The organism is Paenibacillus sp. J22P59 (assembly GCF_059383895.1).
The window spans coordinates 1-18,742 of the sequence record NZ_JBXENX010000025.1 but is presented as its reverse complement, the minus strand read 5'-3'; the positions used below and the strand labels follow the sequence as shown (position 1 = coordinate 18,742).

Annotated in this window: 33 protein-coding genes; all 33 read left to right on the top strand. The window is 45.2% G+C overall.

Going from position 1 to position 18,742, the window contains the following annotated elements; all coding sequences use genetic code 11:
* The coding region (locus tag AC50YO_RS25120) for a PD-(D/E)XK nuclease-like domain-containing protein (protein ID WP_494851283.1) at positions 1-813 on the top strand (813 nt) is incomplete at its 5' end.
* Positions 813-1,196 carry a hypothetical protein gene (locus tag AC50YO_RS25115; RefSeq protein ID WP_494851282.1) on the top strand — a complete coding sequence of 128 codons (384 nt, stop codon included), beginning with the start codon at positions 813-815 and terminating at the stop codon, positions 1,194-1,196. The genes AC50YO_RS25120 and AC50YO_RS25115, both read left to right, overlap by 1 nt.
* Positions 1,197-1,382: 186 nt before the next feature.
* Positions 1,383-2,111 (top strand): hypothetical protein, encoded by a 729-nt coding sequence (locus AC50YO_RS25110; protein WP_494851281.1) that lies wholly within the window; start codon positions 1,383-1,385, stop codon positions 2,109-2,111.
* The gene (locus AC50YO_RS25105; protein ID WP_494851279.1) at positions 2,053-2,871 is read left to right on the top strand and encodes an ATP-binding protein; all 819 of its coding nucleotides are present in this window, start codon (positions 2,053-2,055) and stop codon (positions 2,869-2,871) included. Before AC50YO_RS25110 ends, AC50YO_RS25105 begins: the two co-directional genes overlap by 59 nt.
* Before the next feature lie 52 nt (positions 2,872-2,923).
* Positions 2,924-3,118, top strand: coding sequence for a hypothetical protein (locus AC50YO_RS25100; protein ID WP_494851278.1), 195 nt, complete (start codon positions 2,924-2,926; stop codon positions 3,116-3,118).
* The gene (locus AC50YO_RS25095; RefSeq protein WP_494851276.1) at positions 3,115-3,519 is read left to right on the top strand and encodes a RusA family crossover junction endodeoxyribonuclease; all 405 of its coding nucleotides are present in this window, start codon (positions 3,115-3,117) and stop codon (positions 3,517-3,519) included. The genes AC50YO_RS25100 and AC50YO_RS25095 overlap by 4 nt, the downstream gene beginning before the upstream one ends.
* Before the next feature lie 40 nt (positions 3,520-3,559).
* On the top strand, positions 3,560-3,694 hold the full coding sequence (locus AC50YO_RS25090) for a hypothetical protein (protein WP_494851275.1): 135 nt from the start codon (positions 3,560-3,562) through the stop codon (positions 3,692-3,694).
* Between the two features lie 364 nt (positions 3,695-4,058).
* On the top strand, positions 4,059-4,265 hold the full coding sequence (locus AC50YO_RS25085) for a hypothetical protein (RefSeq protein ID WP_494851273.1): 207 nt from the start codon (positions 4,059-4,061) through the stop codon (positions 4,263-4,265).
* 47 nt (positions 4,266-4,312) lie between these two features.
* Positions 4,313-4,651, top strand: a complete 339-nt coding sequence (locus AC50YO_RS25080) for a hypothetical protein (RefSeq protein ID WP_494851271.1) — start codon at positions 4,313-4,315, stop codon at positions 4,649-4,651.
* A gap of 29 nt (positions 4,652-4,680) precedes the next feature.
* On the top strand, positions 4,681-5,061 hold the full coding sequence (locus AC50YO_RS25075) for a hypothetical protein (RefSeq protein ID WP_494851270.1): 381 nt from the start codon (positions 4,681-4,683) through the stop codon (positions 5,059-5,061).
* Positions 5,062-5,095: 34 nt separating this feature from the next.
* On the top strand, positions 5,096-5,329 hold the full coding sequence (locus AC50YO_RS25070; protein WP_494851268.1) for a DUF3850 domain-containing protein: 234 nt from the start codon (positions 5,096-5,098) through the stop codon (positions 5,327-5,329).
* A 27-nt stretch (positions 5,330-5,356) separates the two neighbouring features.
* The gene (locus AC50YO_RS25065; RefSeq protein WP_494851267.1) at positions 5,357-5,569 is read left to right on the top strand and encodes a hypothetical protein; all 213 of its coding nucleotides are present in this window, start codon (positions 5,357-5,359) and stop codon (positions 5,567-5,569) included.
* 27 nt (positions 5,570-5,596) lie between these two features.
* Positions 5,597-5,776 carry a hypothetical protein gene (locus AC50YO_RS25060; RefSeq protein WP_494851265.1) on the top strand — a complete coding sequence of 60 codons (180 nt, stop codon included), beginning with the start codon at positions 5,597-5,599 and terminating at the stop codon, positions 5,774-5,776.
* 28 nt (positions 5,777-5,804) lie between these two features.
* Positions 5,805-6,119, top strand: a complete 315-nt coding sequence (locus tag AC50YO_RS25055) for a hypothetical protein (RefSeq protein WP_494851264.1) — start codon at positions 5,805-5,807, stop codon at positions 6,117-6,119.
* Positions 6,120-6,650: 531 nt separating this feature from the next.
* Positions 6,651-6,851 carry a hypothetical protein gene (locus tag AC50YO_RS25050; protein WP_494851262.1) on the top strand — a complete coding sequence of 67 codons (201 nt, stop codon included), beginning with the start codon at positions 6,651-6,653 and terminating at the stop codon, positions 6,849-6,851.
* Positions 6,852-6,853: 2 nt separating this feature from the next.
* On the top strand, positions 6,854-7,288 hold the full coding sequence (locus tag AC50YO_RS25045) for a hypothetical protein (protein WP_494851260.1): 435 nt from the start codon (positions 6,854-6,856) through the stop codon (positions 7,286-7,288).
* A 312-nt stretch (positions 7,289-7,600) separates the two neighbouring features.
* Positions 7,601-8,812 carry a PIN-like domain-containing protein gene (locus AC50YO_RS25040; protein WP_494851258.1) on the top strand — a complete coding sequence of 404 codons (1,212 nt, stop codon included), beginning with the start codon at positions 7,601-7,603 and terminating at the stop codon, positions 8,810-8,812.
* A 255-nt stretch (positions 8,813-9,067) separates the two neighbouring features.
* Positions 9,068-9,244, top strand: coding sequence for a hypothetical protein (locus AC50YO_RS25035; protein ID WP_494851255.1), 177 nt, complete (start codon positions 9,068-9,070; stop codon positions 9,242-9,244).
* 74 nt (positions 9,245-9,318) lie between these two features.
* The gene (locus AC50YO_RS25030; protein WP_494851254.1) at positions 9,319-9,624 is read left to right on the top strand and encodes a hypothetical protein; all 306 of its coding nucleotides are present in this window, start codon (positions 9,319-9,321) and stop codon (positions 9,622-9,624) included.
* Positions 9,625-9,690: 66 nt separating this feature from the next.
* Positions 9,691-10,452 (top strand): phage terminase small subunit, encoded by a 762-nt coding sequence (gene terS, locus AC50YO_RS25025; RefSeq protein WP_494851252.1) that lies wholly within the window; start codon positions 9,691-9,693, stop codon positions 10,450-10,452.
* Positions 10,445-11,764 (top strand): PBSX family phage terminase large subunit, encoded by a 1,320-nt coding sequence (locus tag AC50YO_RS25020; protein WP_494851250.1) that lies wholly within the window; start codon positions 10,445-10,447, stop codon positions 11,762-11,764. Before terS ends, AC50YO_RS25020 begins: the two co-directional genes overlap by 8 nt.
* A gap of 5 nt (positions 11,765-11,769) precedes the next feature.
* Complete coding sequence (locus tag AC50YO_RS25015; protein ID WP_494851248.1) at positions 11,770-13,278, top strand: capsid protein; 1,509 nt, start codon at positions 11,770-11,772, stop codon at positions 13,276-13,278.
* Entirely contained in the window at positions 13,275-14,441 is a 1,167-nt protein-coding gene (locus AC50YO_RS25010) for a phage minor capsid protein (RefSeq protein WP_494851247.1), read from the top strand. The genes AC50YO_RS25015 and AC50YO_RS25010 overlap by 4 nt, the downstream gene beginning before the upstream one ends.
* A gap of 112 nt (positions 14,442-14,553) precedes the next feature.
* Positions 14,554-15,117 carry a phage scaffolding protein gene (locus tag AC50YO_RS25005; RefSeq protein ID WP_494851246.1) on the top strand — a complete coding sequence of 188 codons (564 nt, stop codon included), beginning with the start codon at positions 14,554-14,556 and terminating at the stop codon, positions 15,115-15,117.
* A 13-nt stretch (positions 15,118-15,130) separates the two neighbouring features.
* Entirely contained in the window at positions 15,131-16,006 is an 876-nt protein-coding gene (locus AC50YO_RS25000; protein ID WP_494851244.1) for a capsid protein, read from the top strand.
* 15 nt (positions 16,007-16,021) lie between these two features.
* Complete coding sequence (locus tag AC50YO_RS24995) at positions 16,022-16,255, top strand: hypothetical protein (RefSeq protein ID WP_494851243.1); 234 nt, start codon at positions 16,022-16,024, stop codon at positions 16,253-16,255.
* A gap of 8 nt (positions 16,256-16,263) precedes the next feature.
* Entirely contained in the window at positions 16,264-16,626 is a 363-nt protein-coding gene (locus tag AC50YO_RS24990; RefSeq protein ID WP_494851241.1) for a head-tail connector protein, read from the top strand.
* 2 nt (positions 16,627-16,628) lie between these two features.
* Entirely contained in the window at positions 16,629-16,955 is a 327-nt protein-coding gene (locus tag AC50YO_RS24985; RefSeq protein WP_494851240.1) for a hypothetical protein, read from the top strand.
* Positions 16,955-17,356, top strand: a complete 402-nt coding sequence (locus tag AC50YO_RS24980) for a hypothetical protein (RefSeq protein WP_494851239.1) — start codon at positions 16,955-16,957, stop codon at positions 17,354-17,356. Before AC50YO_RS24985 ends, AC50YO_RS24980 begins: the two co-directional genes overlap by 1 nt.
* The gene (locus AC50YO_RS24975; protein WP_494851238.1) at positions 17,353-17,739 is read left to right on the top strand and encodes a phage tail terminator protein; all 387 of its coding nucleotides are present in this window, start codon (positions 17,353-17,355) and stop codon (positions 17,737-17,739) included. The genes AC50YO_RS24980 and AC50YO_RS24975 overlap by 4 nt, the downstream gene beginning before the upstream one ends.
* A 9-nt stretch (positions 17,740-17,748) precedes the next feature.
* The gene (locus AC50YO_RS24970) at positions 17,749-18,198 is read left to right on the top strand and encodes a phage tail tube protein (RefSeq protein WP_494851237.1); all 450 of its coding nucleotides are present in this window, start codon (positions 17,749-17,751) and stop codon (positions 18,196-18,198) included.
* 12 nt (positions 18,199-18,210) lie between these two features.
* Entirely contained in the window at positions 18,211-18,522 is a 312-nt protein-coding gene (locus AC50YO_RS24965; RefSeq protein ID WP_494851234.1) for a hypothetical protein, read from the top strand.
* Positions 18,479-18,742 (top strand): Gp15 family bacteriophage protein (locus AC50YO_RS24960; protein ID WP_494851232.1); only part of this gene is annotated, 264 nt, incomplete at its 3' end. The genes AC50YO_RS24965 and AC50YO_RS24960, both read left to right, overlap by 44 nt.

The window sequence follows — 18,742 nt, the reverse complement described above, 5'->3', positions numbered from 1 at the left end:
CTGACCAAGGATAACTACTACAGTCGAGCTGCAAACCAGCATTATATGTCTGTAAGTCAGTTTAAGGGCTTTCTTCCTGCATACGGTGGCTGCGAAGCTCGGGCAATGGCTGAGCTGGCTGGGGAGTATGAGCGGGTAGAGAAAGCAGCTTTTGTTGAGGGGAAGTACGTCCATGCCTGGAATGATGGCACACTGTCAGAATTTAAGGATCAACATCCCGAAATTTACAGCAGTCGCGGCAAGACTAAGGGTCAGCTCAAAGCAGAATACCGCCATCTTAATAAAATGATCGAGACGCTTGAGACGGACGAAGTAGCTATGAAGGTTCTTGCTGGGGAAAAGGAAGTTATTCTGACAGCCCAGTTGTTCGGCATTCCTTGGAAAATTATGATTGACAGTTATCAGCCAAACATCGAGGATACTGGATCATTGGCCGATTTAAAAGCGATCAAATCTCTGAACGACAAGTTTTGGTCAAAAGAAGCTCAGTCTTATGAGCATTTTATAGATTTTTATGGCTACAACGTCCAAATGGCGGTGTACGCCGAAGTAGAACGGATAGTTCGGCAGCGGTCAATGTGTGTATTTCCGCATTTGGTTGTCGTAACAAAAGAAAACCCGCCTGACAAAGCAGTTATAATGTTTGACCCTGATGATGTTTGGGCAGGCCTCCAAATTGTCAGAAAGAACATTGAGCGTGTTAAAGCGGTTAAATCGGGGCTTGAACCGCCTAAACGCTGCGAGCGCTGTGATTATTGCCGCAGGACAAAAAAGGTACGGGTTCAGCATTACCGCGCTCTGGAGCTGTACTAATGGCGAGAGTAGTCAGGGACTTGTCCCGCGAATACAATCCAGCGCCAAAGCCGGAAAAGAGAACTCGCGGCAGCAAGACAGCCAAGCAGCGCGGGGCGGTCAGCAAGGACGTGTATGCGGCTGCCGCGGCGCGGTCTGGCGGCTGCTGTGAGCGGTGCGGATGGCGACCAGGGCAATTATCATCGCATCGCGGGGGACTGGAGGCAGCACATTATCAGCGTCGACATAACTTCGGACAGGCTGGTGTACAGCCATGGGACATACTCATGCTGTGTGGCCCGCAAGTAAATACGGGCACCTGTCATAACTGGATAGACTCGACCCGTGCTGGCATGGAATGGGCAAAGGCCAAACGGGAGGAATTATATCATTGTCAACGATAAACCTTTGACACAAACAGGAGTAAGCGATCGTATATGGTCGGTGGCTGGAGACGATTTGGATGAATTTAAAAGGGAGGTAGAGCGCTATATTGCACTCGCCTACCCTGGCTTTATACCAGTCAAATACAACTTTGAGCGACGCATTATTTGGCTACGAGACGACCGCTAGAAAGGGGCTTCTATGCTATGGCAGAAAGAAGAATGTTTTCAAAAAGTATCATCGACAGCGATATGTTCCTGGACATGTCTTCTTCCACTCAGAACTTATATTTTCACTTATCTATGCGAGCTGATGATGATGGATTTGTTAACTCACCGCAAAAAATCATGCGTATGGTTTCTTGCTCTAAAAACGATATGGACATGCTGATTTTCAAAAACTTCATCATACCGTTTGACACGGGAATTTGCGTAATAAAGCACTGGAGACTCCACAATTACATCCGAAATGACCGCTATACTCCGACCATTTACACAGAAGAAAAGAGTAGTCTCATGCTTGATGAATCCAAGTCGTATACCTTTGGTACGGCACTTGGTATACCAGAAGACATACCAGTGGGAGACGTAGGTAAGGTTAGGTTAGGTAAGGTTAGTAAAGGTAAGGTAAGTATAGTAGAGAGTAGTGAAGATGACGGACAACCTAACGGTCGTCCTAAACGCTCAAAATTCATTCCTCCTACTCTTGATGAAGTGATTTCTTATTGCCAAGAAAGAAAAAATAGAGTTGATCCTGAAAAATGGTATGACCACTATACTTCAAACGGTTGGAAAGTAGGTAAAACCGGAATGAAGGATTGGAAAGCCGCTGTACGAACATGGGAACGGAATAGCTATGGTGGAGGGAGGAATCAGGATGCAGACGATGGGCGAAATATTGAAAACCCTAATTCCGGAGTTAACTTCGGCTTCTGAGGTCGGCAGGCAGATATGTGAAGGCTGTGGGAATGAAATGATAATTATTCAATCCCCAGTCATTGGCGGCCCAGATAAAGGCAAGATGATCACTTCAAAGCGCGGGTGTGTCTGCTGGGAGAACAAGCAGGCGCGGGAAGCCAAGCGAGAACAGCGGCAGATGAAGATCAGTTATATGGTCGACCGATACAGCACGGTCAACCCGGACTTGGAGATGGCGTCATTCGAAAGTTTTAAGGCTGATACTCCGGTTTTGCGGGCGGTCTTGGATATGTCGATGGTTTACGCTGAACAGTTTGAAATTGATAAACCTATGAATCTACTTTTCGCCGGACTGTACGGTTTGGGGAAGTCCCATCTGTCCTATTCCATATGTAAGGCTCTGAGATCCCGAGGTTTCATTTCCGTGTTCATATCTGTCCCTAAACTCCTGACGATCATTAAAAGCACGTACAACGCAAATAGCGATTTTACAGAGGCTGAATTACTAGATGTGCTATCCAAGGTCGATTTCCTTGCGTTGGATGATATCGGGGCCGAGAAGGTTCGGAAGGAAGAAGAGGGTGACAGCTGGGCGACAGAAAAGTTGTTTGAAATTATCGACGGTCGCAGCGGACGGCATACACTGTATACTACAAACCTCACGTCAGAGGATCTAGCGCGGAAAGTTGGGGCCAGAAATTTCAGCCGCATGATGATGAATACAAAGCCATTTAAGTTTGAGGGCAATGATTATCGGATCAGCAATAAGAGGTTTTGAGTATGAAAATCCCCGATGGAGAATGTTGCGGAAGTGGAGGAAGCAAAAAAGAATGCAAACAAGTTTATCTAAACGTTTGAGGGTTTATGCAGAACTGTTCGAATCTTCGCGTCTTGCGAATGACCTTTTGGAGGCAGCAGAGCGTTTGGAATTGTCACAGGACAGACCAGATGTCGCAACCATCCAGTCTCATGACGATGCTCTCTCGGCTGTAGTAGACGATATTAGAGGGGCGGTGGGAGATTGATCAAAATTGTCGTATTCGGAGAGCCGGTTGCGCAGGGACGGCCGAGGTTTACAACGGCCAATGGATTCGCTCGAGCCTATGATCCTCAAAAATCAAGTGATTATAAGGATTATGTGCGGCTTGCAGCAGCCGAGCATAGGCCGGCGGTATTGCTGGATGGTCCGGTGACGCTGGAGCTGACAGTTTACCGAAGCATGCCGAAGGCGTTTAGCAAGAAGAAGACGGCGGAAGCTGAGCAGGGGCTAATTGTTCCTACGACCAAACCGGACGTAGACAACTACCTCAAAGGCATCAAGGATGCGCTAAAGGGAATTGTATGGCGGGACGATAGCCAGGTTACTGACGTGATTGCCCGCAAAAGGTATAGTGTGCAGCCCCGGGTGGAAGTCGTCATTTCATGAATGTTGTCGGAATTTTCAAATTTTTAAAGGAGAGATAAAATTGCATGCACCAATCGTTGATTATTACCAAGGCAAGCGGCATCAAGTCTCTTTTGATATATCCGATGATGAGCTGGTTATAGTAGAGCCCAGCTTGACTGACGAAGAATGCGAAGACGATGAAGTAATTCAATGAATAGCAATTTACCATAAGGAATAGGCGGTGGACATGGTGAAACGCCACATAGCACCACGAAAAATTAAAAATCGTTGTCTCATATGCAGTAAACCGATCTTTAAAGGTCACATTTATTACACAAAGCGGAAAGTGCATGAATGTGGCGACGAGATTATAGGGTTCACAATACATTTCTGCGCACGTTGCAAATACGAAGAGCAAGATAGGGCAGAACGTTTTGAACGATTCAAACCAACTTGTCAACATCCATTAACACATGAAGTTTGGAGCTATATTCCGGGTGAGTGCGTAATGCATCCTGATCATGACGAGTGTCTAATTTGCGGGGAATGGCTTGCTTAAGTAGGGAGGTGTACTTGGCATGGGGTACGGAATAAAAATGTTTCACAAATACCGGAAAGAATCGTTTATAGCAACCTTGGGTTATAAGCCAAGAATTGCTGACATAATCGAACTTGACGGCGAGTGGTACGAGGTTTTAGAAGTGCAGTCGAAGCCAAGAGTTTGTTACGCAACGTATGCTTCAAATCAAGATATTTTCAGAGTAACTGGCAGCTATCCTGCATAGTTCGAGGATACAACATATTGAATATTCAAGAACATGGAGGGATAACAATGATTCCAGTAATCGTGATGAGAAATAAAACCAACCCAGAAAGGTATCTAGCGGCAGACATGTATGTTGGAGACTGGGACGATGAAAACTTGGATGTTACTTTGAAAGACATCCAAAATGCCTACATGATTGTTCGCAATGATTTAAGTATTCCTACAAATGAGGATTTTGAGGACAATAAGAAACTTCATGCACGGCACAAAGAAATTATGATCGAGAAATATGGTGAGAAGGCTTTTATCTCAATGGATTTTGAAGCTGTTTGTGAACACTACGAACCGGTCAACATCGAAATTACGCAAGAACAGTGGGATTACGCAAAAGAACTAATGGAGTGAATACAGAAATACATGAGGAGGGTGTAAACATGATTCAAAAATTTGATTACGTTCTTGAAGCGTTCCGCTTTCTGCGGGCTGCATTAATCAAATTAGAGCAAAGTGTGAGTAACAAAGTTTACGTTGCATTTGATGAATACAACGAAACGGTAATTGTAAGCTACGGGTCGTCAGCAGGTTCATTATTAGGAAACTATATCGAGAAGGCATTCTATGTAGATCCAGATGATGCCGAAGTGCATGCGAAAAGTTACAAAGTCTTCGAATACTTTATTGCCAAGGATGCCGTTGAGTATCCAATCACATTTAAAAATTCAAAGAATTCCAAGATGATCGACGGCACCAAGTATCGCAGAATACAACGCGAAATCGGAACGGAATATAGTGTCGGTTTTCATATTGCATCGTGAACAACGTGAATATTAAGGATCATGGGGGTGCGATATGCAGCACAATCTAAAAACTCTACCCAAATGGTATAAAGATGTTGTTAGCGGAGCTAAGACATTTGAAGTTCGGCGAAATGATCGGAATTTTCAAGTGGGAGACACATTAATGCTTCGAGAGTGGAGTCCTGAAACGGGTTACACAGGAAATGGAGCTGAATGCAAAGTCTTTTATATCTTAGATGATCCAGAGTATGTAAAGGAAGGGTTCGTCATCATGGGGTTTGCTTGAATAATCAAATACATGGGAGGGAATCAAATGGCTTTCAGAGCAGATGAAACAATAGAGTATAGGACAGTTGTTATTTGTGACTGTTGCAAGTCTGAAAGACAGCTAGCCTTAGGAAAAACGCCGCTAAGCTTCGACAACAGAATGAATGGCGCACTTCACTGGGGATATACCTTCAAAGAAGAATCCGGAGTATTTAAAAACTACTGCACATTGTGCCAAAAAGACATGAACACCGACTGAATATTGAGATGCATGGGAGGTATTAGGATGGAGCAGTTTCCGAGACAGTCTAAGAATGAAAACGGATGGGTTATATCGACTCAGTTTCTACAAAAAATTTCCGCTGTGCTAAATAGACAATCACACGAAGGTAATCTAAGCGACGTGGAGCCTTCATTAGAACAAATTGAAATGGTATTGATGGCTTTGGAAGAAGTGCAAAGCTGAATACAGAAATACATGAGGAGGGACAACGATGAATGTCTATTTAATTAATGAATGCTGGATAGCTGCTAAAAGCGCTGATGATGCGTTTGGTCAGTACATGGAAGATACGGATGGTATGAATGGGATTTACATTAGTGAGATGGGTGAAGGAGAGAAAGAAGAAATCACAATTAATATTAGCAGGCTCACGCAGAAGCAAATCGAGGAAGAGAACATGTCATGTTGCATAGATGGATGCGTGCTGTGTGAAGACGTGGAAGAGGCTGAACCAGTCTCGTGCCTTGATCTAATGAGCAAATACAAAAAATCAGAATTTCCGTGTGTAATCGCTAGAGAAGCGTGAACACCGCTGAATATTATGATACTTCCTACTAAGAAAAAAAGCCACCCATATGGGCGGCACTGATTATGGGGTTGTCCCTAGCTTATCGTTATGATAAACCGTGCTACCATTACACCAACTCTCCGCAAGCCACCAGGGACAACGAGATGATAAATAAGCTCATTAGCAACATTCCCTTCTTAGGTAAAAGTAACAGAAGGTTAGCAATCGAAGCACTTATTAAGCCAGCGTACAAGCTTAATAAGTGAACATTGTTATCTAATAAAACCGCGAGGTTGGAGAGTGTTGGAATCGAACCAACTCCAGTGGCAAACGAATGTGACATTACTATTTTAAGGAAAATCTATTGAAAAAGCAACAGTGCATTACTATGTGGGAATGTTTCAGTACAAGTGCGTTAAAACATTTGAATGAGAGGAGTGTTTGAGTTGAGGAGCTTTAGTCATTAAGTTAATAGATAAAGGGATCATACGACGCAAGAGTAAGACGCGGCAGCTCTATCTTACAAATAAGCCTTATAAAGTTGCTTATATGCCACTGCCTAAAAAGGACAAGCCCGAGCCAAAGCCTAGAGGGATCGCATTAGTAGATATTAAGGCATCAATAAAGCTTACTGAGGATCAACAGCTTTACTTTAATAACCATAAGCATATGCCACGCAGCAAGCTGACAAAAGCACTGGGTATCCCGAAGGTACACATTAATTTTTTACTGGATGGAGGGGAGAAATGATAATGAAACAGTTGATAAGTTTAAATGGTGTCATAGCCTATCAGGATGTTTGCGCGGAGATTGAACTTCTAAAGCTACGTGCAGAGGATCAAGAAAAGGGTTTAAAGTATGCGAGTAAGAAAATGCACAACGGTTTACCGTGGGCGGCTGGGCAACCTGTAGTCGTACCCTTAGATAAAGCGTTAGAAGAATATGACGCTGCGCTTGCTGGGCTACTAAGCACCTTGGAGGCCTTAAAGGATAAAGAGCAAGTAAGGCAACAGATGGAGCAGACCATTGGTAAAATACAAGGCCTTGAGCAAGCAGTAGAGTATCAACGTGATGCGCTAGGTCTGCCTTTGGCAGCTATTGCTGAAAGAATGGGGTATAGTGAGCAATATATTCGGCGTGTTAGTTCAAAGATTCCGCGTAGATCCAAACGTTCCCGGAGTCGGTAAAGATGCAACTTTTATGCTACACATAGTATTGTAAAACCGTGATATTCTAATAGTGTTGAGATTCACATACATGAAGAGGCCGTCCAAATGGACGGCTTTTTATTTTTCTATATAACTTAATGGGTAGCAGTATGGAGAAAGAAGGCTTCGATCTCCAGTAATTTAACCAATTAAGTGTCGCACTAGAAAACGATATTGTGATGCTAATACAATAGGATGGGGTTTTTGGGGATATATTGATTAATAAAAGGAGATAGGATACGATAATGGAATTATACTGTTTTAGAAATTATTAACTGGAGGATTCTTACTATGAGAGATTTGTTTGAGGTTTATTATGCCCCTTCCGCATTTGAATTTGATTCGTTATGGCAAGAATCAATTTTTGTGTTTGATGCAAATGTTTTATTAAATTTATATAGATACTCTATTAAAACTAAAGATATTTTTCTTCAATTGATTAATAAGTTCGGTAACCGTGTATGGATTCCTCATCAGGTAGCCTTGGAGTTTTATTCAAATAGGCATAAGGTTATCTTTGACCAATCAGATGCTTATCAAGATGTAAGAAATACAATTATGAATACATCTAACGAAGTTTCATTAAAGTTAGATAAAGAACTTCAAGAATATAAAAAACGGCATCCTATATTAGAAATTGGTGGAATATTAAAGAGAGTTAATGATTTTATGGATTCACTACAATCTGAGATTGATCTCCTTGAAAAGGATCATCCCAATTATCTCGATAATGACACGATTCTTAATAATTTGGAAGTAGCTTTTAAGAAGAGTACAGGGAATGCGTACAGCCAAGATCAACTTCAAAAAATCTTTGAAGACGGAGAGAAACGATATAAAGCAAAATTCCCTCCAGGATTTAAAGATGCTAAGGATAAAAAAGATAAACGAAAATATTATAAAGGATTGACAATAGAGAGCCAATACGGGGATTTAATTATTTGGAATCAAATAATGGATAAAGCTATAGCAGAAAAGAAGTCAATTATTTTTGTTACGGACGATAATAAAGACGATTGGTGGCAAGTCGTTAATGGAAAGACAGTTGGTCCTAAAGTTGAGTTGTTGGATGAGTTTAATACTAAAACGGAACAAAAAATATATATATACGAGTCCTATAGATTTATGGAATATGCTCAAAACTTTTTGAATCAAGATTTAGATTTGGATGCTATATATGAAGCTCAGAATCTAACAGATTCGGAAGAAGAATTTGATGATAACATAGCTTTTGGCTACACAGAATATGATGATGAAATACAGGAATATAATCATATAGTAGCGGCATCTGGTACTACTCGGATACCATTGAAATCAATTGTTAATTATGATCGTGGTGATGTAGTATTACATAAAAAATGGGGAACAGGTCTTATTGTAAATACTAAATATTCTGGAATGGATCAGGAAATTATAGTTTCATTTGCTCAACCAATAGGTGAAAAAAGACTGCTCTCCTATTTTGCGCCACTCGAGTTTGTTTATTCTACATCACCTTCTTAAACTATTTTATAGATAGACGAAAGAGGCAATTTCCTAATAAAGCAAAGAGGATAATTAATAGAATTGAATCGTGTTTATCCAATATAGACAAAGTAATCGCAGCAAAGCACCCTAGTCGGTGCTTTTTTAGTGTACAGAATCTATGTAAACACAACAAAACCGCCGGGTGCTTCCCGAGCGGTCACTCTTATTATATCAAACATTGTCCTATATTGGTATATGATGTATTATTTTGATATAAAGGGGGTATGGAGAATGAGTAATAAATTCTCGCTAAAGTGTATGAATTGTGGAAATGAAGTTGAACTAGAAGGATATAGTGTGAATGGATCTGATATAGAGCTTAGATTGAACATAGATGAAGATGATCCAGATGATACAAATGTAGAAGTAAGCTGCAATGGATGCGGTAATATATTTTATTTTAACTAAGCACCTTACTCGGTGCTTTTTCCTTTGAAGAAAATGTTTCCTAATGTGTAATGTGACATGAAGGAGGTGAGGTAATGGAATATATTACGGACATTATAGTATGGGCACAGACTGGTGAGGAAAAATCAACACATCGGTTCGCCGATGAAAAAATTGAAATTAGCAGGACGGAATTTTTTTGGGTGAAAAATACTAGTGATAATTACTCTGAGTTCATTGAATTTATTCTTTTGACTCATACGCTGGACTTAGAAAATAAACTACCCACCATTTACCAAATACATACAAAGGAACAGTCACCATTCGGGAGAGGTGGTAAGTTCAGGGTAAAAAGTATTAATAATAAAACACGGTCAGTTACATTCGAGAAAGTAAACTAAGCACCCTAACCGGTGCTTTTTCTTTTGCCAAAACAAACATAACGCTGGAGGTGGTGATCATGAAGCATGGAAACAAATAAAGCAGCTGAACAAGATTACATGAATGGAGCTAAATATAAGGACATAGCTGACAAATACGGTGTATCTCTTAATACGGTAAAGAGCTGGAAACAACGTCATGGATGGGATCGTAAAAAGGGTGCACACAAAGAAGAAGGTATGCACACAAAGAAAGGTGGTGCACCACCTGGTAACCAGAATGCTAAGGGTAACAAAGGAGGTGCAGCTCCGAAAGGTAATAGCAATGCAGTAACCCATGGCTTCTTTCAAAAGTACTTACCTGAGGAAACGCTTGAGATCATGCAAGAGATTGAGCAGCGCTCCCCGCTTGATATGCTTTGGGATCAAATTGTTATTCAGTATACGGCGATTGTACGGGCACAGCGAATCATGTTCGTTGAGGACAAAGGTGAGATGGTCAAAGAGCTTAAGAAGGCCAAATATGAGTATCATCAGAAAGATGAAGAGGATGGTGGCGGAGTTGAGAAAGCTGTAACTGAGGAAGAATATGATTTTCAGTTTTCATGGGACCGACATGCAACATTCTTAAACGCTCAGAGCCGAGCTATGAGCACGTTACAGAGTTTAATACGACAATACGATGAGTTATTGCGCACTGATCTTGCTACGGACGAACAGAAAGCACGTATCGAGGTACTGCGGTCTAAGGTACCGAACAAAGATGGTGTAGATCCAAACGCCCAAATTACAGCGCTGGCCGATCTAATCAATAATCCAGCTCCTGAGAGGGTGCTGGACGATGATTGAGTATGCACCCCTGACTGCCAAGCAGGCCGATTACATCAGGCTCAGTAAAGACAGCTGGCTGAATGTCGCAGAAGGCGGGAAGCGCGCGGGCAAGAACATCATCAACCTAATTGCCTACGCCATGTGCTTGGAGATTCACCCGGATAAGCTGCACCTTGTATTCGGCGTTAGCCTGGGCGCGGCTAAGATGAACGTTATTGACTCTAACGGCTTCGGTCTTCAATGGCTGTTTGCTGGCAGATGTCGAGAGGGAGAGTACAAGAACCGCGATGCGTTGTACATCCAGACCAAGACAGGCGAGAAGATCATTATTATCGCAGGTGGAGGAAAAGCAAACGATGCGGCCCGGATCAAGGGTAACTCATACGGCACGGTATATGGCACAGAGGTAAACGAATGCCATCAGGGCTTTGTGCAGGAGGCATTCGACAGGACGCTTGCCAGTAGCTATAGGCAACTGTTCTTTGATCTCAATCCCAAGCCGCCATCCCATTGGTTTTACAGGGATATACTGGACTATCAGGACGAATTGCTTAAGCGCGGTGAGAATCTAGGCTACAACTACGGACACTTTACTGTAATGGGGAATCTAAGCATTCCGGATGACCGCCTAAAGGATACGCTATCCAAGTATGATAAGGACAGCCTGTGGTATAAGGCAGACATTGAGGGCAAGCGGACGGCAGCTACAGGGCGCATCTACACAGGATATTCCAGCCAGACAGTTGCCGTATCCCGGGAAGACATTAAGGGCTATCGTTTTATCGAGTTTTCGATAGGGATCGACATTGGGGGCACGGACGCGACGGTGGCTACTCTGACAGGTATGACGCCACGATATAAGGACGTTGTGCTGCTGGATGGCTATTACCATCGACAGGGCAAGGAAGAAGGCTTTACACATGACAGGTACGCTAAAGAGATCGTGGATAAAGTCGTAGAGTGGTCGGAAACCTATCCGGCCTTTTTGTCGTATGCCCATATCTTTGCGGAGTCAGCAGATAAGCTGTTTCGCCAAGCGTTGGCTAATGAGTTGAAGCGCCGCGGCATTCACATACAAGTGGTACCGGCTTATAAGAAAGAGGGCATTGTGGATCGTATCAGGCTGACGAACATCCTAATTAATCAAGGCCGCTATAAGGTCATGCAGCATATGCGGCAATGGCTTGAAGCGCTGGAGAACGCGACATGGGACGAGAAGGAACGAATGGCGGGGGAATGGGTGCGGACAGACGATGGTAGCTATCCAGTGGACTGCTTGGACAGTAGCGAATACGCTGTGCAGCCGTTCAAACGGAGATTGGAGGTGTAACTAGAATGGGGTGGTTAAAGAACATGTTCATGAAGATGCTTAAGATAAATCCAGCGCCAGAGAATCGAGTCATAATGATAACCGAGCCGCTAAGCTATGGTACAAACGTGCTCCGCAACAGGCTATGGTACCGTGGCGATCCGTCCGAGCTGGAGCAATTCGCAATGCAGACAGCTACGGATAATGTGAGCAGAGCACGCTTCTGGGCAGCATCGGCTAGTCAAGGACTTCGCATCCGTAAGATTCATAGCGGCCTGCCTTCCATGATAGCGGAAACGCTTAGTGACATTGTTATCGCAGACTTGGATGCTATTGAGTTGCAGCCGCAAGAGGTAGCCGACAACTGGCAAGCAATAGCTGAGGACAACGGCTTTGATAAGCTGTTAGGTGAGAGTATCACGGATACGTTGGTTGCTGGTGACGGGGCGTTCAAGATTACGGTTGATACAGATGTGACGGAATACCCGATCATCGAGTTTTACAGCGGTGAGCAGGTTGACTACAAGCGGCATCGTGGGCGGCTCCAAGAGGTGCTGTTCTATACTGATTACCGCTACAAGGATAAGGATTACCGGCTTGAGGAGACTTTTGGACGGGGCTATATACGTTCAAGGCTGCTAGATTCCTATGGTAAAGAGGTAACACTTGCTATTGTTCCTGAGACAGCTCACCTGCAGCCAGAGATTATGTATGACGGCGGATTCATGATGGCTGTACCGATCCAGTTTTACAAATCTCCCAAGTGGACAGGTCGAGGGAAATCGCTATTCGACAGTAAAAATGATGAGTTCGACGCCCTGGACGAGGTAATCAGTCAATGGGTGGATGCGATCCGTGCTGGCCGTGTGCAAAAGTACATTCCAGAGGATATGATTCCGCGGTCTGTCGAGACAGGCGAGCTGCTACGGCCCAACCCCTTTGACAATCAGTTTATCAAGCTGAGTACACCACTTGCAGAGGAAGCGAAAGGACAAATAAACACAGTGCAGCCGGCCATACTTTACGAGGCTTTCGTTGGGTCTTATGCCAGCACCCTAGATATGTGTTTGCAGGGCATTATCTCGCCGTCAACACTTGGAATCGACTTGAAGAAGCTTGACAATGCCGAGGCGCAGCGTGAGAAGGAGAAAGCAACGCTGTATACAAGGGGCAAACTAGTCGAAGTGCTGAACAAGGTCATACCGCAGCTAACTGATACGGTGCTCAAGGTATACGACACGATGCGAAACCGCACAGCAGGCGAGTATGAGACCACGGTGACGTTCGGGGAGTACGCAAGCCCATCATTCGATAGCGTAGTGGAAACGGTAGGCAAGGCGCGGGCGTTCGGTGTAATGTCTATCGAGCGTTCTGTTGAAGAAATGTATGGGGACACCTGGACGGACGAGGAAAAGACTGAGGAAGTCAATCGCCTAAAGGCTGAACAGGGACTGTTGGAAGCATCAGAGCCCGCACTTAATCGTGATCCGCCGCCTGATGAAGACGAAGACGATCCAGGCGATGATGAGCAATGAGTAAATACAAAATCCGTCAGATAATTGCTGATATGGAGCTAGAACTGATTAAGAGTATGCAGCGAAACTTATCCCGCCATGAAGCTGAACAAGACAAACATGGATTTAAATGGACGCAATGGCAGGCACGCAAGCTGGCAGCGCTGAAAGCTTATCAGAAGCGCAATAAGGCAATAGTTGATGATCAAGCACCCGCCATAGAAGCCGAGATCGACAAGAGTATTCGGGGTTCGTTTATACGCGGTGCTCGTAAGGTGGGAGATTTTGCGGGGAAGCTTTGGAATCGCTTTGGCTTCGGTAGGCGGCAAGATACCACCCGTCCGATACCACGTCAGGACGATGATAGCAATTTCTTTAAGCTGAACGAGCGTCGTGTTGGGGCGATGGTCAAAGCTTCACGGGGCGAGATAGGAGCTGCCCAGCATGCCATGCTGCGACAGATGGATGATGTGTACCGTCAGACGATCTTCAAAGCACAGGTCCACATGAATGCTGGTGCAGCGTCACTAGGTAAAGCCATTGACATGGCGATGCAGGACTTTCTGGATAAGGGGATCGACTGTATTACCTATTCCAATGGTCGTCGCGTCAATGTTGCCAGTTATGCCGAAATGACATTACGGGCAGCTTCCCAGCGTGCTGTATTTGCTGGAGAGGGAGCCAAGCGCGATGAAATAGGGGTGCGTACTGTTGCTGTATCAGCGCACAATAACTGCTCCCCGCTATGCCTGCCATGGCAGGGTAAGGTTTATATAGACGATGTGTACAGCAAGGGCAGCGCTAAGGATGGTAATTACCCATTGCTTAGTAAGGCGATTGCTGCAGGATTGTTTCATCCTAACTGCCGCCACAACATGGCAACCTTCTTTCCTGGTCGGAGCCGCTTGCCTGAGCCAGTGGACGACGAAGTAGCTCTAGGGAATTACAAGGCCGAACAAAAGCAACGATACATGGAACGTCAGATCAGGAAGTACAAACGTCGGGAAGCTGGTAGCGTCGATCCTGAGAACGAGGCGGCAGCTAAAGCCAAGGTGAAAGAGTGGCAAGGTCGGTTAAATGGACATCTAGCAGATAATGATGAGCTGCGGAGGGATAGAAGCCGAGAACAGCTTAGACCATCCGAAAGAGACTATATAGAAGCGAGTAAGGGGGTTGTCGAGTAGGCAATGCCCGTTTTCGTATGCCGTCTTTTTGGTATTGCAGACGTTAAAGAACAAGACATCACCGGACACGCTACCGGGTTAACAAGCGAAGATGAATATGGAGGGATATAGAATGACGAAGGAAGAGTTTGTTGCATTGGGATTGACTGAGGAACAGGCTACAAAGGCTGCTGCGGTGTCTGCGGATGAGCTGAAAGGCTTTGTGCCCAAGGCGCGTTTTGACGAGGTGAACACCGCCAAGAAGACAGCAGAGGATACGTTGAAGGAGCGCGACAAGCAGCTCGAAACACTCAGCAAAGATGCAGGAACCAGTGAGGAATTAAAAGCGCAGATCAGTAAGCTGCAAACAGATAATCAGGCTGCAGCGGATAAATATGCTGCTGATCTAAAGGAACTGACGCTGACTAATGCCATTAAAACGGCATTGACAGGCAAAGTACATGACGAGGGGCTCGCTGCAGGCTTGTTTGACCGCACAAAGCTGGTTATTGATGGTGACAAGGTTGTCGGATTAGATGAGCAGCTCAAAGGGCTGCAAGAAGCAAAGTCATTCCTCTTCAAGCAAGAGGAGAACAAGGGAAACGGTGGTTTCAAGGTTGGTGGAGGCGGTAGTGGAGCCGGTCAGGCTGGTAATGATCAACTGGCCGCAATTTTCGGAGTTAATACACAAAAATAGGAGTGATTTAACGATGCCTTACAATTACGTAGATTCGTTTCAAACGGTTTTACAACAGAAATATGCGCAGGAGCTAACATCGTCGGCGCTAACAACACAAAATGCAATGTGGATGGGTGCTAAGACAATCAAAATGCCACGTCTGGACGTTGCCGGTTACAAGGACCATAGCCGTACAGGCGGTTGGAACCGCCAAGCCATTGCAAACGACTTTGAGCTTAAGGTATTGGAACATGACCGTGACGTCGAGTTCTATGTCGATGCTATGGATGTTGACGAGACCAACCAAACATTAGGCGCAGCCAATGTGACGAATGTGTTTGAGACTGAACAAGCGATTCCTGAACTGGACAAGTACCGTTACAGCAAGCTGCATACCGAATTTACGACTCATGGCGGAACGGCTGATACAACAGACCTGACAGCAGCGAACGTACTGACCGTATATGACAACCTTATGGAGAAAATGGACGAGGCAGGCGTACCAGAAAGCGGACGTATCCTCTATGTCACCCCAACAGTCAAAAAGCTATTGAAGAGTGCAGAGGACGTACAGCGCTACATCAGTGTTCAAACAAACAACGGCACGATTGATCGTGCTGTACGCAAGCTGGATGATGTGACGCTTGTATCTGTGCCAAGTGACCGTATGAAAACTGTATATGACTTTACTGACGGTGCTGTCCCGGGCGTAGGCGCTAAGCAAATTAATATGATTCTTGTACATCCGTCTGCTGTTCTGGCACCCGTGAAGCACAGTGCTATTTATTTGTGGGAACCGGGCTCACATACAGGCGGCGATGGCTACTTGTATCAAAACCGTCGTTATACTGACCTGTTTGTTATCGCTCGTAAGGTAGCAGGTGTGCAAATCAATCGGAAAGCTTAAGGAGGGCTAATTAAAATGCTATACGCAGTTAATGGAAACAAGCAGCTCAAGATTGACGAGGCGGATAAAGGCGCATACCTCAAGCTTGGGTATGATATTGCTCAAGAGGAGGGCGGCGCACTTGTTACAATCGAGGTATCGCCATCTAAGACGGTTACTTATGCCGAGTACAAGAAGGCACTAGACCGAATCGAGGAGCTTGAGGCGCAGCTCGCCGAAGCAAAGAAACCCCCAAAAGGCGAGAAGTAGGTGTACACATGGCATACGCTACAGCGGAGGATTATGCGCAATATGGTAACGGACAGATTCCAGTAGCCGAGCTTGAGCGTGAGCTGCAGCTTGCGTCCGATCAAGTAGACAGCCTGACCTATAACCGCATTGTTGGACGCGGAATGGTCGGGCTGTCTGCCTTTCAGCAGGTAAGTGTGATCAAGGCCGTATGTCAACAAGCAGACTTTAGCTACCAATACGGCGATTACTTGACGTTTCCGTTATCAGGATACAGTGCAGGCAGCACATCGTTGTCATTCAAATCCATCGAAGGTGCAGGAGGCGTACAGACCACGGAGGCTGTCACAAGCCTGTTGCGGGCTACAGGGCTGACCAATAGGGGGCTATGATAATGCGTGGCAAGTTACCGTTTCCCAAGTGGATACTCAAAACGCCAATTCAGATATATAAAACTGAATTGTCCGAGGACCAAGGGCCTGTCGAAGAATTAATCTTCGATGGGCTTTGTTGCTTTGATGAGAAGATGCGACAGACGCTAGATAAGGAGCGGCGCTTGGTGACACTCTCAGGAAAAGTGATCATTCAAGGGGATATTAACCCGGGCGAATTAATCGAGGGATATGTTGTTGTCGGAGGGGTGCGGCGCTCTATATTTCGTGCAGCCCGTCCACAACATCCGGATGGCAGCACATTTTCCACCGAATTAGAGTTGAGCTGATGGGCAAAGTCAGAGCACGCGGGAAAATGGACCCTAAAGCTGTCAAACGGATTAAGGATGCAGCAGTAAAAGCACTGGAGCATACCTTGGATGCATCAAAGGACAGTATCTTGGGCGATATCATGGCAGCCGAGGTTGTGCCTAAGCAGACAGGCGAGCTCGAACGCAGCGTTTTCATTGATGAGTCACAAAGCAAGAAGGGCAAAGTGACGCTGATTTATGACACGCCGTATGCTCGTCGCCTTTACTTTCACCCGGAATACAACTTCCGAAGGGACAAGAACCGCAATGCGCAGGGCATGTGGTTAGAGGAGTGGGCGAACGGCAAAAAGGATAATGTCGTTAAACGGGTTTTCAAGGATTTATGGAAGAAGTTTGCGGGAGGGTTCATCAAAAAATGATGACACTGGCACAAGTGAAGGACTGGCTTAAGACGCAGGTTGAGTGCCCAAGCTGGTACATTGGCAAACTGGATGGAAAAAAACCGCAATGCATCGGGGTGTATAACCTAAATGCAGGTTCTCCAGTAATAGCGCTTGGTGGATTGAACCAGACAAGCTATGCGATCAAGGGCGTATCTATCCTTGTTCACTGGGGGATAAATCCCGACGCAGCAGAGCGCAAGGCACAGGAGGTCTTTGCGGCTATGTTTGGACAGATGGCAGAGATCAATGGACGCAAAGCAATATTTGATATGCGAACACCTGAGCCAGTAAACGTGGGTACGGACGATGAAGGCATTTATGAATATGTAATCGAGGTTGTTATCTATTACGAGAGGTAGGGGATTGATTTGGCAGAAACGGGTGTTTTTCCGGTACACAATAATATTTTTAAGATCGGTATCGCAGGACGTGCATCAACAGCGCCAGGGGATATGGTCACAGTAAAGGACTTGGAGACGTTCACCATATCCATTGATGGCAACACAGAAGAGTGGAGCCCAATGGATCAAGGAGGCTGGACACGGCGTGCAGTAACGGGTAAGGGCATGACGATTAGCTTTAGTGGCAAGCGTAACTACGGCGATCCGGGGAATGACTACATTGCAGGCTTGATGATTGGTACGGGGCAAGAAGTGGAAACGAAATTCGAGTGGACGCTGCCAAGCGGAGCAAAGCTTGCTATGAATTGCGTCATTAACCTGACGTCTCCAGCAGGCGGCGACTCGACCAATATTGACGGACTAGAATTTGAACTATTAAGCGACGGCAAGCCGACATTTACGCCGGCTGCACCATAAGGGGGATTACACATGTCAAAAGCTATTAATCTATCAGGTAAGTTCAGTAAGGCTCAGCCAGCTATTGAAATTGATGGTAAAGAGTATCCAATCGACAATGGGATTCAAGCGGTTCTTGCCTTTCAGGAGGCTGCTGAAAAAGGGGTACAGGGGATGCTTGACGCTCTTAAAGGCGCGTTAGGTAAAGAGGCATTCGATGAGATTGGCGTAATGAACTTTAGTCTGGAAAACGTCAAAGTGTTGTCTACAGGGATTCTTGCGGCTCAGTCTGGAATCACCTATGAAGAGGCGGATAAACGATTTCGACGGGCAGCAAAAGGCTGAGAATTGGTATGACCTACATGACGATTGGCCGCTGATTGAAGCCAGCTTAGCAGCGCAGTACGGCATCCGTATTCGTCAACATGCTGATATGCCTTGGGACGAGTTTTGCGCGCTGTTATCTGGTTTAATGCCAGAAACACCGCTAGGCAGCATTGTAGCTATACGAGCGGAGCAGGATGCAAAAGTAAGGCGAGGCTGGAGCGCTGATCAGCGGCGTATC

Excerpts from the sequence above, each read along its gene's own strand:
- AC50YO_RS25020 (WP_494851250.1), top strand. The coding sequence starts at position 10,445 with ATGATTGAGTATGCACCCCTGACTGCCAAGCAGGCCGATTACATCAGG.
- terS (WP_494851252.1), top strand. The coding sequence starts at position 9,691 with ATGGAAACAAATAAAGCAGCTGAACAAGATTACATGAATGGAGCTAAA.
- AC50YO_RS25070 (WP_494851268.1), top strand. The coding sequence starts at position 5,096 with ATGCAGCACAATCTAAAAACTCTACCCAAATGGTATAAAGATGTTGTT.
- AC50YO_RS25075 (WP_494851270.1), top strand. The coding sequence starts at position 4,681 with ATGATTCAAAAATTTGATTACGTTCTTGAAGCGTTCCGCTTTCTGCGG.
- AC50YO_RS25115 (WP_494851282.1), top strand. The coding sequence starts at position 813 with ATGGCGAGAGTAGTCAGGGACTTGTCCCGCGAATACAATCCAGCGCCA.
- AC50YO_RS25080 (WP_494851271.1), top strand. The coding sequence starts at position 4,313 with ATGATTCCAGTAATCGTGATGAGAAATAAAACCAACCCAGAAAGGTAT.
- AC50YO_RS24975 (WP_494851238.1), top strand. The coding sequence starts at position 17,353 with ATGATGACACTGGCACAAGTGAAGGACTGGCTTAAGACGCAGGTTGAG.
- AC50YO_RS25105 (WP_494851279.1), top strand. The coding sequence starts at position 2,053 with ATGCAGACGATGGGCGAAATATTGAAAACCCTAATTCCGGAGTTAACT.
- AC50YO_RS25065 (WP_494851267.1), top strand. The coding sequence starts at position 5,357 with ATGGCTTTCAGAGCAGATGAAACAATAGAGTATAGGACAGTTGTTATT.
- AC50YO_RS25085 (WP_494851273.1), top strand. The coding sequence starts at position 4,059 with ATGGGGTACGGAATAAAAATGTTTCACAAATACCGGAAAGAATCGTTT.
- AC50YO_RS24995 (WP_494851243.1), top strand. The coding sequence starts at position 16,022 with ATGCTATACGCAGTTAATGGAAACAAGCAGCTCAAGATTGACGAGGCG.
- AC50YO_RS24980 (WP_494851239.1), top strand. The coding sequence starts at position 16,955 with ATGGGCAAAGTCAGAGCACGCGGGAAAATGGACCCTAAAGCTGTCAAA.
- AC50YO_RS24965 (WP_494851234.1), top strand. The coding sequence starts at position 18,211 with ATGTCAAAAGCTATTAATCTATCAGGTAAGTTCAGTAAGGCTCAGCCA.
- AC50YO_RS25000 (WP_494851244.1), top strand. The coding sequence starts at position 15,131 with ATGCCTTACAATTACGTAGATTCGTTTCAAACGGTTTTACAACAGAAA.
- AC50YO_RS25030 (WP_494851254.1), top strand. The coding sequence starts at position 9,319 with ATGGAATATATTACGGACATTATAGTATGGGCACAGACTGGTGAGGAA.
- AC50YO_RS24990 (WP_494851241.1), top strand. The coding sequence starts at position 16,264 with ATGGCATACGCTACAGCGGAGGATTATGCGCAATATGGTAACGGACAG.
- AC50YO_RS25035 (WP_494851255.1), top strand. The coding sequence starts at position 9,068 with ATGAGTAATAAATTCTCGCTAAAGTGTATGAATTGTGGAAATGAAGTT.
- AC50YO_RS25050 (WP_494851262.1), top strand. The coding sequence starts at position 6,651 with ATGCCACTGCCTAAAAAGGACAAGCCCGAGCCAAAGCCTAGAGGGATC.
- AC50YO_RS25110 (WP_494851281.1), top strand. The coding sequence starts at position 1,383 with ATGGCAGAAAGAAGAATGTTTTCAAAAAGTATCATCGACAGCGATATG.
- AC50YO_RS25005 (WP_494851246.1), top strand. The coding sequence starts at position 14,554 with ATGACGAAGGAAGAGTTTGTTGCATTGGGATTGACTGAGGAACAGGCT.
- AC50YO_RS25045 (WP_494851260.1), top strand. The coding sequence starts at position 6,854 with ATGAAACAGTTGATAAGTTTAAATGGTGTCATAGCCTATCAGGATGTT.
- AC50YO_RS25010 (WP_494851247.1), top strand. The coding sequence starts at position 13,275 with ATGAGTAAATACAAAATCCGTCAGATAATTGCTGATATGGAGCTAGAA.
- AC50YO_RS25040 (WP_494851258.1), top strand. The coding sequence starts at position 7,601 with ATGAGAGATTTGTTTGAGGTTTATTATGCCCCTTCCGCATTTGAATTT.
- AC50YO_RS24985 (WP_494851240.1), top strand. The coding sequence starts at position 16,629 with ATGCGTGGCAAGTTACCGTTTCCCAAGTGGATACTCAAAACGCCAATT.
- AC50YO_RS25060 (WP_494851265.1), top strand. The coding sequence starts at position 5,597 with ATGGAGCAGTTTCCGAGACAGTCTAAGAATGAAAACGGATGGGTTATA.
- AC50YO_RS25055 (WP_494851264.1), top strand. The coding sequence starts at position 5,805 with ATGAATGTCTATTTAATTAATGAATGCTGGATAGCTGCTAAAAGCGCT.
- AC50YO_RS25100 (WP_494851278.1), top strand. The coding sequence starts at position 2,924 with ATGCAAACAAGTTTATCTAAACGTTTGAGGGTTTATGCAGAACTGTTC.
- AC50YO_RS25015 (WP_494851248.1), top strand. The coding sequence starts at position 11,770 with ATGGGGTGGTTAAAGAACATGTTCATGAAGATGCTTAAGATAAATCCA.